The sequence below is a fragment of the Roseburia sp. AM23-20 genome, from assembly GCF_003470905.1.
GTDB lineage: Bacteria > Bacillota > Clostridia > Lachnospirales > Lachnospiraceae > Roseburia > Roseburia rectibacter.
Genome location: NZ_QRHS01000019.1, coordinates 32,708 through 50,306, shown reverse-complemented (window position 1 = coordinate 50,306; position 17,599 = coordinate 32,708). Strand labels below are relative to the sequence as shown.

At 42.5% G+C, this 17,599-nt stretch carries 11 protein-coding genes, 1 tRNA gene, 1 pseudogene and 1 riboswitch; of the genes and pseudogenes, 2 read left to right on the top strand and 11 right to left on the bottom strand.

All coding sequences use genetic code 11. The features are described from left to right. Positions 1-15: 15 nt before the first annotated feature. From DW650_RS14015 to DW650_RS13995, 5 genes and pseudogenes are all read right to left on the bottom strand, one after another. Entirely contained in the window at positions 16-3,054 is a 3,039-nt protein-coding gene (locus DW650_RS14015; RefSeq protein WP_118210260.1) for an AAA domain-containing protein, read from the bottom strand. Then, complete coding sequence (locus tag DW650_RS14010) at positions 3,051-4,232, bottom strand: ABC transporter ATP-binding protein (RefSeq protein ID WP_015521041.1); 1,182 nt, start codon at positions 4,230-4,232, stop codon at positions 3,051-3,053. The genes DW650_RS14015 and DW650_RS14010 overlap by 4 nt, the downstream gene beginning before the upstream one ends. Before the next feature lie 6 nt (positions 4,233-4,238). Further along, a complete protein-coding gene (locus DW650_RS14005; RefSeq protein ID WP_022113111.1) occupies positions 4,239-5,243 on the bottom strand; it encodes a FecCD family ABC transporter permease in 1,005 nt (334 codons plus the stop codon). Positions 5,244-5,271: 28 nt separating this feature from the next. Continuing rightward, positions 5,272-6,903, bottom strand: coding sequence for an ABC transporter substrate-binding protein (locus tag DW650_RS14000; RefSeq protein WP_243102970.1), 1,632 nt, complete (start codon positions 6,901-6,903; stop codon positions 5,272-5,274). Between the two features lie 435 nt (positions 6,904-7,338). After that, a pseudogene (locus tag DW650_RS13995) lies at positions 7,339-8,574 on the bottom strand (sirohydrochlorin cobaltochelatase); the annotation flags it as partial. Between the two features lie 175 nt (positions 8,575-8,749). Next, positions 8,750-8,934, bottom strand: a riboswitch (cobalamin riboswitch). 176 nt (positions 8,935-9,110) lie between these two features. Between DW650_RS13995 and DW650_RS13990 the strand changes: the two are divergent. Together DW650_RS13990 and DW650_RS13985 are read left to right on the top strand one after the other, a co-directional pair. Continuing rightward, positions 9,111-9,196 (top strand) — tRNA-Ser (locus DW650_RS13990). Positions 9,197-9,380: 184 nt separating this feature from the next. Then, positions 9,381-11,162: a methyl-accepting chemotaxis protein gene (locus DW650_RS13985; protein ID WP_118210257.1), complete on the top strand. Its 1,782-nt coding sequence runs from the start codon at positions 9,381-9,383 to the stop codon at positions 11,160-11,162. A gap of 145 nt (positions 11,163-11,307) precedes the next feature. On the opposite strand, the gene DW650_RS13980 is transcribed toward DW650_RS13985, so the two are convergent. From DW650_RS13980 to DW650_RS13960, 6 genes are all read right to left on the bottom strand, one after another. Further along, complete coding sequence (locus DW650_RS13980) at positions 11,308-12,519, bottom strand: HD-GYP domain-containing protein (RefSeq protein ID WP_118210256.1); 1,212 nt, start codon at positions 12,517-12,519, stop codon at positions 11,308-11,310. A gap of 928 nt (positions 12,520-13,447) precedes the next feature. Beyond that, a complete protein-coding gene (locus tag DW650_RS19775) occupies positions 13,448-13,612 on the bottom strand; it encodes a hypothetical protein (RefSeq protein WP_006857209.1) in 165 nt (54 codons plus the stop codon). 141 nt (positions 13,613-13,753) lie between these two features. Next, positions 13,754-14,356: an alpha/beta fold hydrolase gene (locus DW650_RS13975; protein ID WP_005342549.1), complete on the bottom strand. Its 603-nt coding sequence runs from the start codon at positions 14,354-14,356 to the stop codon at positions 13,754-13,756. Positions 14,357-14,407: 51 nt separating this feature from the next. Next, the gene (locus DW650_RS13970; protein ID WP_117920180.1) at positions 14,408-15,001 is read right to left on the bottom strand and encodes a VanZ family protein; all 594 of its coding nucleotides are present in this window, start codon (positions 14,999-15,001) and stop codon (positions 14,408-14,410) included. A gap of 167 nt (positions 15,002-15,168) precedes the next feature. Then, complete coding sequence (locus tag DW650_RS13965; protein WP_118210255.1) at positions 15,169-16,125, bottom strand: 2-hydroxyacid dehydrogenase; 957 nt, start codon at positions 16,123-16,125, stop codon at positions 15,169-15,171. Between the two features lie 32 nt (positions 16,126-16,157). Next, complete coding sequence (locus DW650_RS13960; protein ID WP_118210254.1) at positions 16,158-17,501, bottom strand: MATE family efflux transporter; 1,344 nt, start codon at positions 17,499-17,501, stop codon at positions 16,158-16,160. Between the last annotated feature and the right edge of the window lie 98 nt (positions 17,502-17,599).

The following is a 17,599-nucleotide window of genomic DNA, read 5'->3' as shown; positions in this document are numbered from 1 at the left end:
TGTTGGGAAAAACTTTTATCGCGCCTTCGCAAAATAGTCATTCAAAATTTCCTTGATGTAGTGATAGCGTCTTGCATAAGAGTTTTCCACACGGATGATCTGCATATGGTGCGCCTTACAGATCTCATTTTTCTGTCTGTCCCGCTCCCGTACCACTTCATCCTCAAAATGCTCCTTGCCGTCGAGTTCGATCGCAAAAACGGGCAGCTCGCTTTTTCCCCTCTTTTCATAGACAACAAAGTCAAATCTTCCCATATAAAACAGATTATCATAAGTGACATTATCATGGAACACCTGGGATATGGCAACCTCTTTGTGGATCGTATATTTATTCCGGGTGAGCCAGATATTTTCCAGCGCATGTGTCAGGTTTTTCATAAATGCCGCTTCTGTTTCCGTGGAAAACGGCTGGATTCCAAGTGCTCTCGAACTGATATGTTTTTCCGTAATTTTGGATTCCCCGTTCATTTTCACATACTGCACCAGCTCGTACAGATCATCGTCCTCATTTCCCTGATGAAGGCGCTCCAATTCTTTCCCGTCCGCAAGAAGGATCAGCTTGTCCTTCGCCCGCGACGTTGCGACATTGATCAGTTCCTTATTATTTTTGAGCCAGTCATAAGTTCCCTTTCCAGTCCGGTCGCTTAACGCCGTGGAAAACAGCACCACATCCTTTTCGTCTCCCTGAAATGCATGTACCGTTCCGCATACAACATGCTCAAATCCGTTTTCTTTGATCCCGCGCTCGATCAGTATCCGCTGATTCACAAACGGTGTGATGACAGCAATACTTTTATCAGGATTTTCCCCCGCATAACGCATGATCTCCTCCACCTCTGCCGGAGAGGTATTCTTCATGTCACTCGGTCCGCCATCCACATTGACATAGACAAGCGGCTGTCTTTCCCTGCTGTCGGACTGCACCTGAAGTTTGGAGTTATAATATTTTTTGTTGTTAAAGTCTATGATTTTTTTATTACAGCGGTAATGATTTCGCAAAAGTATCTCATCGCTGACCGCATCACAGGCAAGATACGTCTTATAAATGGAATTTTCACGGTAATCATATTCATCCGCAACATGGTATTTTCTGCGCAGTTTCCGGTTCGTGAGTTCGTCCAATAAAATAACCGGCTTTAACTGCTGCGGATCTCCCACCAGCATCAGTTTTTCACCCCGGATGATTGGCACAAGTGAGACCGCAACATTGCACTGGCTCGCCTCATCCATGATTGTCATGTCAAACAGCGGTTCCGGTTCACCCAGTTTATGGGAAGAAATGCAGGTCGTTATCATGATTGGAAATACCCTCTGCAGCTTCTTTACATTCTCCGATTTCTGCAGATACTTGTTAAATGCTGCTGCCTGCTCATTCACATCTTCATCATCATCTAAAATTTTCCGTAAATCCTGAAACCTGTTACTTTCCAGCTCCTTGATGTATTTTGCGGAGGTATAATACAGATAACTGTAAAATTCATCCTCATTGCGGTCTAATAGAGCCATTGCATCCCGCTCAGATATCTCACCGATCTTCTGGATTTTTTCATCCAGATTCCGCAGCTGACGCCCCTGCAGATCCGTATGGAAATGAAAGAGCGTCGCCACATTTTTCATCCGTTCCTGATACTCCATGACCTGCGTTAACGTTTCTTTGCGCTCCGTCAGGTCTAAGACCTCCTCATATTCCTTTAACCTGCCGGAAAGCTGTTTCGCCCGGTCAATTCTATCACCTTTTCGACGATCTAACGTGGAAGAAAATACTTTAATGCCATGCACCTCTCTCCGCAGCTGGTTGATGTAACAGATACATTCTTTTACTTTTTCCTGATTTCCAAGGCGCAGTACCGGAAATGCGACCCGTTTTCCCTTATAAGTCAGGGAACTTAATTTTTCAAATACATTGTTTATGGGTACATTGTTGTAAGACGCAAACAGTACCGTCATATTGTTAAAAAATGCCGTCACGATCGTGTTTAAGATCGTATTCGTCTTGCCGGTTCCCGGTGGTCCCTGAATATAGGCAAGCGGATATTTCATGGCATTGTTGACTGCAAGAAGCTGGTCGAGATTGATGTTCTGGTTTAACAGTGCGATCGGATATGCCTTCGTTCTTCGCGGACGTTCCAAAAGATCGCCGAAAAATGCCCGGATTGGAAAAGTCACCTGCTCTTTTTCGTACATGTCAAGAATCGCCTTATACTCTTCATGCAGATTTAATGCACAGTCCATGCCAAGTCCGATGACATAGGGCATGTCATCCACAACCGCCCGTGCACCGTTTTTTTCTGTAATCGCATCTTTTATTTTTTCAAGATTTTTTTCAAAATCGGATAACAGCTCATATTCATCCGCATCTAAATACCTTCGGATATTTTCCTGCTCTCCCCCTATGGTAAACTGCGTGCAGATCGTGATATCTTCATCCGGTTTAAATGCCTTGTTTTTTACATCCAGATTCAGATTCCGGTATGCCAGCACATACAATCCATTTTTTGTATGGATGCTTAAAATATTTAGTGCCAGCTTTTGAATATGAAGCGTTTTCCCCTGTTTCGTGCCCCGGTTCATGCGCCGCTGAAAATTTGTCACGATCTCTTTAAACTGTTCCTCCGACAACTGGTACTCCCCGTCACGCACCTGATCTCCGTCGATATAGCGCACCAGTTCATAATCGGTCGTATACGGCGTGGCATCCAGTTTGCTGCACATTTCCAGATAATTCAGTATTTTTAAATTTGCCGTGTTTGCAAAAAGGTTCTGGTAGCGTTCCGGGTGCAGCGCGATATCTTCGATCAGCCGCTCATTCTCCGGGCAGTACGAGCCTTCCACGATCTCGGTCGAGAGGATGGAATCGATATAGATCTTATCGTATCCCTCAATCGAGCACCGGTTGAGATGAAGTCCGTCCACTTTTAAAGTCTTGTTCCGTGGGTCTAAGTCCCGGATTCCGATCCAGTAGTTCGTGTGCCTGCCCTCTTTGTTCAGATATTCAATTTTCAGCCATTTTCCTTCGTGGATAGCTTTGAAGATATCTCTGTGTATACTGTTCATATGTTTTTGCCAGTCTTCCCAATCCTCCTCGCATACTCCGCCAGCTCCCGGTTCGCCTCATTTAACGGCCCAAACTCTTCCACCGCACAGATACATTTTTTACAGCTGTCAATCAGCTGCTTTGCCGCCTGCACCTTATCCTGTCCAACCGGGTAAAATGCCTTTTCTGCCACAACTTCTGAAGCAAGTGCCACAGCCGCTTTGTACTCCACATCATTTTCCTGCAAGATTCCCGCTGCAAACGGAATGTTTTCGCGCCACAGCCTGTTGTATACCGGGATGCCGCTGCCCGCACCGCCGATCACAAAAATCTGTGAACTGACCGGATCTGGGACTTGACTGCCACTGCAGAAATCTTTACTGCTGCAATTCTCTGCACTAAAATCTCTCGAAACAACTGCCTTCTCATGTCCCGTGCACAAAAAAATCTGTCCCGTCACCGGATCAAAACTCTGATCCGCCACCCCGTATAATTCCTGCACATAATTTCCGGCAAAAATCTTCTCCGGTGTTCCGATGCGGTCGATGCGGTCGCCTCTGACACAGGCGACCGTATCGGAAACTTTCTGCGCAAGGTCAAGCTCATGTAGTGACATAATGACCGCCATCTTTTTATCTCTTGCAAGCATGCGGATATTTGTAAGTATATCCATCTTAAAGCCCATATCCAGATAGGAGGTTGGCTCGTCTAAGATCAGGATTTTTGTATCCTGACAGATTGCCCGCGCAAGCATCAGACGCTGGCGCTGTCCGTCGCTGATCTTCATGAAATCCTGATCCTGCACTTCACCTGCATGGACAAGCGCGATCGCCTCATCCACTTTTGCCCAGTCCTCTTTTGACAGGATGCCAAATCTTCCCGTATAAGGATAACGCCCGGAGGCAACCACTTCCCTGCCGCTCATCAGCTCCGTGCGGAGGCGTTCTGTCATGACCATGGACAATCGTCTGGAAATCTGGCTGTCTTTTAATTCATCCATGGATGCTTCGCCCAAAAATACGGTTCCATCCAGTTTCTTTAACTGCTTTGTAATCGTCTTTAAGATCGTGGATTTTCCGGAACCATTCGGCCCGATCAGTGTCAGTATCTCCCCCGGCCGGACAGAAAGATTCACATCCCCGATCAAAGGTGTTTTATCATAGCCGACAGTCAGATGCTCTGTGCGGATCTCCTGCATATATGACTACCTCCCCTCCTGTTTTCTCAACATTGCTGCGATCACGACCGGCACCAGAAACAGTGCCGTAACCGAGCTGATACTGATTTCCGTCGGCGCAAACACGGTTCTTGCAATTCCGTCACAAAAAAGTGTCACAACTGCACCACACAAAAAACACCCCGGAATCAGGATAATCGGGCGCGCTGTTTTTGTCGCCATCCTCACCAGATGCGGCACTGCAATTCCGACAAAGGAGATCGGTCCCGCAAATGCAGTCACGCAGGCAGACAGAAGGCTTGATAAAAGGATCATCGTGACCCTCAATACTTTTACATTGACACCAATATTTCTGGCATATGCCTCCCCCATCTGATATGCCCCGATCGGTTTTGCCAGACAAAAAGTCACAAGCACTGCTACACCGACGATCACGACGATCATTTTTATATTTTCCCATGTCATGCCGGAAAAACTTCCCATCGACCAGTTGTGAAGATTGACGATATTCGAATCGCTGGCAAATGTGACGCCAAAGTCCGTGATGGCGGAACAGATATAACCGATCATGATCCCACAGACCACCAGCAGCGACATTTTTGACACGCGAAATGAAATTAAAAGCACGAATCCCATGGCAAGCATGGAACCCACAAACGCAGCCATAACCATGCCAAAGGAACTGATCATAATGCCTTTTTCCAGCAGGAAAATCATGGTAAGTGCCACCACCAGTTTTGCGCCGGATGAAATTCCAAGCACATACGGTCCTGCAATCGGATTCTGGAAAAAGCTCTGGAGTAAAAATCCCGACACTGACAGTGCTCCTCCTAACAAGATCGCAGCAAGGATGCGCGGCAGTCTGATTTTCCACACGATCTGTGAAAATGTCTCATCTTTTCCACTTCCCGCAAGGATTGCAAACAGATCCGATGTGGATATGTCCACACTTCCCGCCCCGACATTCCATAAAAACAATACCGATAATATGATAATTGCAACAACAAAAGAGATGATATAACGTTTTTTCATGATTTCCTCTGGTTTATATGAATTCCTGTCAGTTGATTTTCTTCAAAAACCGGTACTCTGCATCCGTTTCCCCATTCAGTACCTTATTGAGATCCTCAATGAAATCACAGGTTCCACTGGTCTGCTGGTAAAAATTGTTTCCGGTTGTGTAGACCTGTCCTGATTTTACTGCTTTAAAGTCGGCAAACAGACTGTTTTTCTGTACCAGTTCAGCGATCGATGTCAGTTCTCCCTCTATTGTACCATTGTAAATGAGAATGTCAGCATCTTTTTCGGCCGCATAGAAATCTTCCATCTGCATTTTTAATGTGGAGAGTGCATTTTCCTCTTCCGGGACATAACCATTTAAGGAATAAGTGCCCCCCGCAAGTTCGATCATTGATGATACATAATCATTTGGTTTCCGTACCGTAATCGTTCCATCCGATGCAACTGCAAAAAATGCTACCGACAGCCCCGTTTTTTCTTTTTCCAAAATCGGCTCAATATGTGCTGCCTGCGCATCAAAAAACGCTTTGGCCTGCTGTTCTCTCCCGAACAAAACGCCAAAAAGTTTTATCCATTCCAGTCTTCCAAGCGGATGCTTTTCATAGCTGGAACGCTCGATCATGACCTTGATTCCAAGTTCTTCTAATTTTTCTTTCACTTCCGGGTTGTGCGTGATCATCGTATTTTCAATCGCAAACGTGCATCCACCGGAAAGTAAAAGTTCATAGTCAGGCGCACTGTATTTCCCGGCATAGATCAGATTTCCCGCTGCCATCGCATCTGCCGCCTCTTTTACATACCAGTCTTTTTCTTTTACTCCTGTATATTTCAGATCGGAGACAGCACCGATCTGGCAGACTAAATCCATCACCGCACTCGACACCAGATATACATTTTCAAGCGGCTGTTGTAAAACTGTCACATCTGCCGGAACATCCGCCGGCACTTTGACACCTTTTGGCACAAGCAAAAAACGACCGTTATCCACGATCGTAATCAGCTTATAAGCACCATATTGTTCTACTTCAAACTGGTCGGCGTAGGATAACTCCATACGCCCATTGCAGTCTAAGTCTTTAAAACCTGCCGTTTCCGGAAATTGAAAAGTCAGGGTGTAATCAATCTCATGCGGCGTACTCATTGCCGTCGTATCACCGATCACATCCATCTCACATGGGATTCCATCAATTGGAAATGTGAATGTAGAGTTTCCACCTTCATTTTCATTGAGATATTTCTCCCCGTTCACGATCATGTAATCGTAATGCGTACTGCTCCATGTGATCGTCGCATATGCCACTCCATCCTTCACAGTAACTTTCGCCTGTGAATCCACAGTTGCTTTTCCGCTGCCGCCTTCTAATGTGACTTCCACCGTATATTCGCCATCCTCAGGAACTGAAACTTCTGTGCTGTCTGCCTGTTCTGCGGCATCATTTCCTGTCATGCTTTCTTCTGTTCCATCCTGATCTGCCGTTCCCTGCACATTTTCCTCTGCTGTCTGTGCATTTTCCTCTGTGACTGTACCTGCCGCTCCCTGTGCACTTTCCGTGGCTGTCTGACCAGCCCCGCCTTCTACTGCAGCGGCATTATTTTTTGCACCGCATCCCGTGAATATCTGCATGCACATCATTGCGGATAAGATTACTGCGGTCACTCTCTTTTTATTCATACAAATCTCCATTTATTAGTTATCTGTCTCCTGCGGATCAGAAACGCTTACTTTGTGATCGTACCACTCGCCTTTTGTGCCGAGGATTGCAAGATCAAATTCTTCATCTAATGCTTCTACCGGCACATCAAAACCATATACCTCGTCGGTAGTTCCATCACTGTATTTTACGGTATCCGTTGTCGGCTCTAAAATAGCAGCACCGTCTTTTTTCGCATCATCTGCTGTTCCGACAAACAGATTTACAATTTTTTTTGAAACAAGGCTGATATGGATCGTCATTTTTCCGTTTTCTACGGTAAGGATACCACGTCCCTCATCTGCCTCATTTACATGAAACATGCTGCTGTCTGTATCAAACTTTGCGGTGTAAACACCATCCTCGAGAGTACCAACGGTACTCTCTGTGGTGGATGTTGACTCAAGGTCTCCAAGGGAATCGATTGCATCTTTTGTATGATCAATATAGATCTGCTGGATTGCTTCGATTCTTCCAAGTCCTGAAATCTGTGTATCAACGCTGTCAAAATATCCACTTGCTGTGAACTGGCTCTTCCAGGAATCTTCGTCGTCGCCTGCCATATCGTTGTTTGCATGATCTCCTGCAACAACCATAAGAGGTCTTAAAACAACTTTTGTATAACCGGCTTCTTTTACAGCTTCGATCACATTTTCACATGCTGTCTCTTCCGGTTCACCCTCAACAGTTCCGATAAATACATTATCATAGGAAAGATCTTTCATCTGTGCTGCCATCTGGCTGTAGCTTACCTTTGCAGAATGAGAAGTTCCATGTCCCATAAATACGAATGCTGTACCATCTTCTTTTGCTGCATCTAAAGAATCATATCCTGCTGTCTTTACTGCCTCTGCTGTAATTGCTTCTGCAACTTTTGCCTTGTCCTCATTGACCACAGTTGCGTCAGATCCTACTTCACCAAGCATCGGTTCTGCAACGGTAACTGTCTCAAATTTGTCTTTGTAATTGTCAATTGTCTCTACCAGCTCGTCATACTCTGCACCATGCATTAAGTGTGTCGGCTGAACAACAAGATTTTTTACTCCATTGTCAACAGCTCTCTCTAATGCCTGATCCACATTGTCGATCTTCTCATCATCTCTTGCCTGAACATGGTTGATGATGATCTGTGCTGTAAAGGCTCTTCTTACAGACCAGTCCGGATATGCTGCTTCGAGTGCTTTTTCAATTCCACCGATATCCTCAGCACGGCTGTCGTTAAATGAGGTACCAAAACTTACTACAAGAAGTTCATTTTCTCCGATATTATCTTCATTTAACGGATCATCCTTTGCGGCATCTCCTGTATCTCTTCCGAAATAATCCAGATCTGCGTTCTCGCCGGAAACTAATTCCTTCTGTGCATCTGTCAATGCATCCCATGCCTCTTTTGCCTCTGCACACTGTGCGTCCGTATCATCATTTCTTGTCTGAACATAGATCGCATCGATCAGTTCTGCGACGTGATCGGCTGCCGCCTGATCGTCAACTTCCGTGCTCTCTACGGTTTCTGTTGCCTCTGTTTTCTCTGAAGATACTGTCTCAGAGGTTTTTGCTGTGTCTGTTGCTGCTGTGTTGCTGCTTCCGCATCCGGCGACCATACCTGTTGCAAGCGCTAATGTGGTAAGTAACGCGATAGTTCTTTTCTTCATAATGCTCTCCTTATTATAATATAATGTATCGTTCATAGTACACAGTGGAATTTTTCCACACAAAGAAACACTCCGCCTTATTTGAGGGCGGAGTAATAAGTCTGCATAAATAAGCTGACAATCTGACAGCCTACATTTACGGTACGACCAATTACTCGTGATCCGGGAAATATTTCCCTGTACCAGACAACTGGCAGGTTTCCTGGCTGAAAGATCATCACACAGATTCCGCCTTCCCAACATACTGCAAAGTACATCAGTGACTTATCTTTGGAATCTGCACTCCCTAATCACAGTGACGAGATCGTACAGGAATCGCACCTGTTTCCCTTTTAACCAACCTATTTTTAATATGAAAAATATACTGTACTTTATGTACTGCTCCATTTCCCGGATAAAAACAGCCGGCACCAATTATCTTCTCTATGAAACTTTTAATATACTAGCATATCCACTCCCTATTTACAACAACCACTTTTCTCTTGCAAATCATTCAAAATATGGTATACTAATCAAGTATTTGCAAAAACATATCTGGAGACGTATCGAAGTGGTCATAACGGGGCGCACTCGAAATGCGTTAGCCCTCCGGGGCACGAGGGTTCGAATCCCTCCGTCTCCGCTCTTCCAAAAGGAAACACAATTTGCTTTATATTCGTGTTTCCTTTTTCTTTTCACACTTTTTCGTGATTACCCACAATTTCATAGCTAAAGTACCATATTTTTTTTAATTTATGTCTACCATTTTTTGTCAAAAAATAGTAAAATAAGTGTAATTAACCTATAGGAAAGGGAGCTTGATATCCATGAAAAGCAAAAGCGTAAAAAATTCACTGACACTAATGTGTCTTATGATTGTTCTTGTATCTGTCATAGTCATTGGCGGTATTTCAATTTCAAATATCAGCACTATGACTTCCACGGCAAACAAGAATTATGAAAATGCCAGGTTAGATGGGTACAATACTGAGATCAAAAGTCAGGTACAGTCTGTCATCGCTATTTTACAGGCAGAATACGACAAATCCCAAAACGGTGATCTGACTGAAGACGAAGCAAAAAAAGAAGCAGCAGAGATCGTCCGCAACATGCGTTACAGGGATGATGGAAGCGGCTATTTCTGGATCGATGATACCGACTACAACCTCATTATGCATCCGATCTTAACCGATCAGGAAGGTAATAACCGTTACGATCTGACAGATCAGAATGGCGTCAAGATCATTCAGGAGATCATGAAAGTCTCGACCGGTTCTGACGGCGGCGGCTTCAATGAATTTTATTTTACGAAAGCCGACGGTGTTACCGTAGCACCAAAGATCGCGTACTCTCAAATCTTTACCCCATGGAACTGGGTTGTTTCCACCGGTAACTATGTAGATGATATGGAAGCGGAAATGAATAGTTCCAAAAACGAAGTTCAGGCGAAATACCATACTATGATCACAGTCATAATCATAATTGATCTGATTTTTACAGTTATCGTATTCATTGCTTCCCGTATTTTCGGTAATACGATCTGCAAACCTTTGATCGAGATTCAGAATTTTGCAAACAGGATGTCGACCGGAGACCTGACTACCGGAGTCAATGTTTCAAGTAAAAATGAACTTGGAAAAACAGCCGGTGCACTTGATCTTGCACAGCAGGAGGTTGTCGGACTTATCTCCAACATTGATGGAGTTTCCTCTCATTTACAGTCCGCCGTTTCGGATTTCAAAAAGAATTTTGACAGCATGAACGAATCTATCCAGAACGTTTCGACTGCAATCAATGAAATTGCCCAAAACAGTAACTCTCAGGCAGCATCAACTTCAAGTGCCTCTGAAAATATTGCTGAGATTGCCGATGGCATCGCAGATACTTCCTCAGAAATGGAATCCCTTGATCAGAATGCACAGCTGATGCAGGATCGTTCCAATAAGTCCATGGAAACTTTACACAGACTGATTGATGTCAATTCTACAACCAAGACTGATATTGATTCTATGTATAACCAGACTGCCCAGACAAATGATTCCGTCAACAAGATCAGTCAGGCAGCTACCCTGATCAGCGAAATTGCATCCCAGACCAACCTGCTTTCTTTAAACGCTTCCATTGAGGCAGCAAGAGCCGGTGAAGCCGGACGTGGATTCGCAGTTGTCGCAGAAGAAATCGGCGGACTTGCAACCCAGTCTGCGCAGACAGTCAGTGAGATCAACAATATCATCAGTGAACTGAGCCAGAATTCCGAAAAATCTATGGAACTGATGAAGAAAATGAGTGAGGCTTCCGACGAACAGGTTGCAGCTCTTGAAAGTACACAGCAGATGTTTGAAGACTTAAAAGGTGCTCTTGATTCCTGTATGGCGTCCATCCAGACCATTACCGGAAAGATCCAGAATGTCAATTCTCAGCGTGAGCTTGTCACAGAGAGTATCGATACCTTGACACAGCTTGCAACCGACAATGCATCCTCCACAGAAGAAACTTCCGCAATGGCAACTGAGCTCGATACCGTTGTCCGGAAATCTTCGGATCTGGTATCTGCTTTAGCAGATGATATTGAAAAACTTTCTGCAGATATGAAACAGTTTAAGCTGTAAATCATATGAACTATATACAAATTAATATTTGGTCAAAAAAACCGTGCGGTAATTTTAAACCGCACGGTTTTTATAACTAAAGCAGGACTACACCCGTGCAGCCCCAGCAGTAAAACGAGTGGAGCAGGCTCAATGCCGCTTCCTCTTACGCAAAACATTTTTTGATCTGTTCCGTGATCCCGCCGTCAATCCATCCTTTCTGTACCATATTTTCCAGTATCGCACATGCCTCATCATGCGTCATTCCGGCTTTATATGGTCTGCTCTCTGTCAGTGCCTGATAGATATCAATGCACGCCATGATGCGTTCCTGCCGGTTTAGCTCGTCGGCAGTTTTACCGAACGGATACCCGGTGCCATCGAGTTTTTCATGGTGGAGCGCCGCCCAATCGCGGATATCCTCCATTCCTTCCGCCTGTGATAAGATCAGATATGTGTATCCCGCATGATTTTTCATTTTGGAAAATTCCTCATCCGTAAGGCGTCCCGGTTTTTCTAAGATATCATTTCCGATTGCAACTTTTCCGATATCGTGCAGTGCACCTGCCAGATACATTTTTAGCACCGTCTCCTCGTCATCACCGAGATATGTGGATAATCTGGCTGCATTTTCTGCAACACCAAGTGAATGACGGCTTGTAAATTCAGATTTGTAGTCGATGATCTTTGCAAACAGATTGGCAAAATTTTTGCACATTTCATCGCTGAAATCCCGCTTTTTTCTCGGAACAATATTCCACAGCCGCTCTTCTAAATCTGCATCTCCAAGGCTTAAAAAATGTTCTTCCCCAAAAACGTCCAAAAAAACATCCACACATGCATCATCAAATTTTGTCCCTTTATTTTTCAAAAGATAATCTTTTGCGCGCTGCCACACGGCATCATCAAATACCGGCGTCCGGCAGAACGCATCTAAAATATCACACAGATGAATGATCCTTGCAAAAAGAGGGATCTCTTCCCACTTTTTTCCAAATGGTCCGCTTCCATCGGCATTTTCATGGTGATATAAAATCACATTTTTCACATCCGTCAGAAACGGGTACATTTTTAAGTTTTCTTCCCCGTAAATGCAGTGGATGCCAAGCTGCTTTGACGTTATATTTTCCGTATTATTTTTTGTAAGGTCATTGTGAAATTCCTCATGAATATACTGCGTCAGCGCATTGTCATGCAACAGCGAACATGCCGCAAGATCCTGCAGGGCATCTCCTGTAATTCCCATTTTTTGTGCGGTACATACGCTCATATATGCAACTCTTTTTCCATGTTTTGTCGCAACATGGGTCAGTTCCGCTTCGACACAGTCGAGTGCATAAGAGCATGCACCAAGCAAACCAATAATGTCTAATTCCATTTCCCATTCACTTTCTTTTTTATTTTTTCTATCTTAGCACACCAAAATGACTTTTTATAATAATACAGACCAAACCCCTGTTTTACAAATGCTTCTGCTATAAAATTTTCAAATAATGCACCTTTATAAATTCCAAGATTTTTATTTGCCCGAAGATCCTCTTCATAATCAATATTTATCTGTCTTTGTAAACTTTCATTTCTGTATCAGAAAAAGGTCTGCATTCCGTCATATTTTCCATCCAGCTTAAACGCTTTCAACGCTGTCGCCATATCGGGATACTCCTTTTATAATTGCTTTCGGCAAAATAGAGGATCGATTCTGTTTTTCCAATCTGCCTTGCCCCTTTGATAATCAACGGTAAATGATCCGGATCACTTTTCCATTCAATTAAATACTGATCTATTTTTTTAATACATACAAATCCTCATTTTAAAGTTTTTTCTTCATACGATATTCCCACGTTTCGCTGCTCATTATAACACATTTTATGAGCCATAAATATTATTTATTTCACATTTTATGAGCTTTATTTTTATATTTTCTCACATTTTATGAGGATTTTTTCTTTAATTTTTCACATTTCATGTTTCACTTTATCATTCCAACAATTTCTGCCACACGCTTTCCCCATGTTTCACTTTCCTGTTGAAGTTCCGTAGCACTGCGAACCTTTTCGATAAACTCTGCTTCATTCAAAACAAACAACCAGCTTATCTGTGGTTTTATTCTACCACGAATAAGCTGGTTTGTGTAAAAATAATTATTGTCTCACTAATAGGAGAAATCCGAAAGAAAATCGGAACTGTCTTATAAGTATCATAAAATTTTAATTCCATAAATTTATGGGAATTATGGAATATATATTGATATCTTTCTTGTAAAAAGATCAAGTTTCCTGTCTGTAGTCATTTTGGCAAACTTGAATTTACTTGCTTTTCTTCTCTTTGCTGCGTCTCACTAATGCGATAAATAGTTCAATGACTCCGCCACATAGCCATATGATACCTAACGCAATATTTTCTGCCCAGAACCAAAACGGTGACATAACAATCCATGTAATCGCTAAAATAAAAATTCCCCTACTGCTCATGATTTTCCTCCTGAAACTCCGATTGTTGCTTACATTATACTTCGTCCATCTCTCTAAGGACAGTGGGATGTTGTGATGAAAGTGAGAGAGATCGCTTACCTGTCAGACAATTTATCTTACTATATTTTTTGCACGATAAATTTACTGATTTAATATCTCTGCAATCGTGTTTGGTGCATATTTATTGAGTTCATGTCCTGCATTTGGAACGATGTGCAAAGTAGCTTGGGGTAGCAATTCTTTTAGCCTTTTAGAAGCCTTTAGATTGGCAGTATCCTTTTTTCCACACAAAATTGTTACTGGACAACGAATATTATTTAATTGCAAAGTAAAATCCAATGACCGCATAGAGTGAGCCAATTTTATGGTGCTGCTTTTTGATAGTCCCATACTTTCAAAAACCTTGTTTGGCATACAACGGAAGATAAGATTTTGAAAATCTATCAGTAAACTTGGAACTTTATATTGTGCGCCAATCAAAACCAGCGAATCCACTTTTTCCTCATGTCGAATAGCAAAATCAATCGCAAGAAGCGCACCTAACGAAAGACCGCAGATACGAAGCGGCTCTTTTACTTCTGAATACCGCTGTTCTAAATCACCCAAAATCTGCGAATAGGATATTTCATCTTCTGTTGAAGAAAAAAGTTCTGGGCAATCGACATCAGAAATTGATAGTTGTTGGACTACTTCTTTCCAGTCCTGTGCAGTTTGTCCCAACCCATGTAAAAAAACAGTTTTCATTAAACGCCTCCTAAGCTCAAGATAACCATCAATGCACAAACAAACTTGAATTTACAGCACCATTTTCCATAACAATGATGAAATAAATGGTTGAAGGAAGAACATAATAAGTGCTACAGATACACATATTATGTAAAAGTCACTCATTTTTGAATTTGAAAAGATTCGCTTCGTAAAATTATCAGTTATCCTATGTACAATAAAATATCCAATTATAGTACCAACAGTATTTGTAATAATATCGTTTATATCACTGGTTCTAAAAGTAAAAATCTGTAATATTTCAATTAAACTTGTAACTATAAATCCCATTAAGGCAATATTTTTAATATTTCTAAATTTATCCCACAATATCGGCAAAAAGAAACCAAATGGAACAAATAAAAGTATATTCAAACAAGCATTAATGAAATCCGAAACCATATCCAAAAACGGGATAACGTTCACTGCAAAATCAATTTTCAGAGATGCTATATTAGGGAAGCCTACAAGTGCTAAGACTGCAGTAAAATAAAACCCAAATACCATATAAATAATAGTTCGTTTCCAGCTATGAAAACATAACTTGTTATATATGCACCAAATAGGAATTATAAAAACAGCTGCCGCAACAATTTCGATAAGTGCACTATATATTCTATACATATTTTTCTACCTCCACAACTTCCGATTTCTATTTTTCCAGTAATTCTATTGTTTATGTTGTTCCTGCTGTATCGGAAGAAGATATCAAAGCACTGACTTATTGATTGTAATTATATTTTTTTCACTCTGCAAACCCGGAAGTTATATCATCACTTTGCTGCCAGATGCTATATACCTGATACAACATTGATCGGATTCCCTTCCATAAACTGCTTTATATTATCCGCCAGAATAGAAACCAACCGCTGTCTTGTCTCAAGTCCTTTCCATCCCATATGTGGTGTCAAAAGGACTTGATCCATAGTATAAAGAGGGTTGGTTTCTTCCGGTGGTTCAGTTTCCTGAACATCAAGTCCGGCTCCTGCAATCGTACCATTTTCCAATGCCTCTATAAGAGCAGCCTCATCAATAAGTGCACCTCTTGAAGTATTAATGATAAACGCTGAGGGCTTCATAAGTGATAAAGACTCTTTGTTTATCATATGTTTTGTACTTTCCGTCAATGGACAGTGCATGGAAACATAATCACTATTCTTGAGTAATTCCTCAAGCGATACATAGCGGATTCCATTCTCATCCTCTCTCGGTGTCCTTGTATATACAAGTATGTTCATATCCAAAGCCTGTGCGATCTGGATAACCTTCCTGCCAATGTGTCCTGCACCTATAACACCAAGTGTTTTTCCATTTACCTCAACATGCGGAACCTGAAGATTTCTGGTGAAATTGTCATGATTTCCGCATGCCAGCATTTTCATCTGTGCCTGCATTGCAGAACTCAGATTCAATATCATCATGATCGCAGTATGTGCCACACGTTCTGTGCTGTATGCCGGGATATTGCAGACTGTAATCCCCTTCTTCCGTGCTGCTTCAAGATCAATATTATTATATCCTGTACCTGCCTCGCAGATCAGTTTAACAGATTCCGGGAATTTCTGTATCATTTCTGCACTTACAGGCATCTCCTTTGTTACAATGACATCTGCACCCTGAATACGCTCTGACAGCTGCTGTTCTGTTGTATCATCATATACTGTAACATCAGAAGATAAAACGGAAAAATCCAGCTTCCCATCAAAATTCATTTTCTTTGCATTCAATACCACACATTTATCGTTCATACTATAAATTCCTCCTTTTGAATTACTTTAGTCTATCGGGATTGCGCTTCTTTATCAGTCGGCCATGATCTCCGAAGAGCCATATATGATATTAAAAAGTTTGCAAACCAACCAGCCGGTACAGCAAGCCAGACAAATGCAATGCCAAAACGCGGTGCACAAATCAAAGCAACCGACAGACGAATCGCCAGGTTCACCATGTTTGCAATAAGAAACGGACGCATGATTCCAATGCCTCGAAGAACCCCATCGGTTGCCATTTTGATTCCCATAAAGATGAAGAAGTAACCGAGCCATCTCATATAACCCTCGGATACCTGATAAGCCAGGGCAGTTCCATCTTTACCAAGGAATAGCGAGGAAATCTGAGTATGCAATGTTTCAATGACTATAAAAGCAAGAACTGCAAAACATACATCTAACACCAGTGCAGCGTGATATCCTTTTTTGATCCGTTCAATTTTCTTTGCACCAAGATTCTGGGAAACATATGGGGAAACCGCATTGCCAATGGATACAAAAATCAATGAAAAAACATTCTCTACCCGCATCGTCGCCGCATACCCCGCAAGTGCCTGTGTACCGAAAGGGTTTACAACAGCCTGTACGATCATCATACCGATAGACACTGTAGACTGCTGAAGAACCGAAGGTACAGCAATTTGAAGCATGGAATATAACTCCTTCCTGTCAAACCAATCAAATCGACTTTTATATCGACGCATCCGGCTAAGGAAAAGAAAAAGTGAAAACACCGCAGAAATCCCCTGTGCTATAAGAGTCGCAAGGGCTGCCCCAAACACCCCGAGCCCAAGTCCGGCCACCATCCAAAGATCCATAAAAATATTTAAGATTGACGAGAATACCAGAAGTCCCAGTGGGATTTTTGATTCACCAATTGAAGTGAACATGTTGGAAAGAATGTTATACATAAACAGAAACGGAAAGCCCACAAAATAGACCCGCAGATATAACACTGCATCATTCAGTATATCGCCAGGGGTTTGTAATACCCTCATCATCGAGTGGGAAAAGCAAAAGCCAAAAACACCAAGGACTATGCTTAGAATTAAGAAGCTAAACAAGGACGTTGACACGATGGTCTTCATTTTTCCATACTCCCTGGCACCGAAATAGCGGCTTACGAGCACACCGGCACCGACACCTGCCCCCAGTGCCACACAAATGAAAACATTGGTCAGCGCTGCGCAGGCCCCGACAGCTGCAAGTGCAGAAGAGCCAACAAATTGACCGACGATGATAGAGTCAGCCATATTGTATATTTGTTGAAAAAAGCTGCCCAAAATCATTGGCATTGCAAAAACCGTCAACGCTTTAAGAGGCGTATCTGTGATCAAATATTCATCTTTTGACATTATCATATTCCTCCACAGCCTTTATAATTTCACTTATTCTCCTTCGCCAGAATTTATTCCATGCATTCAAAACGCAAGTTTTAAATTACGTTACGAAA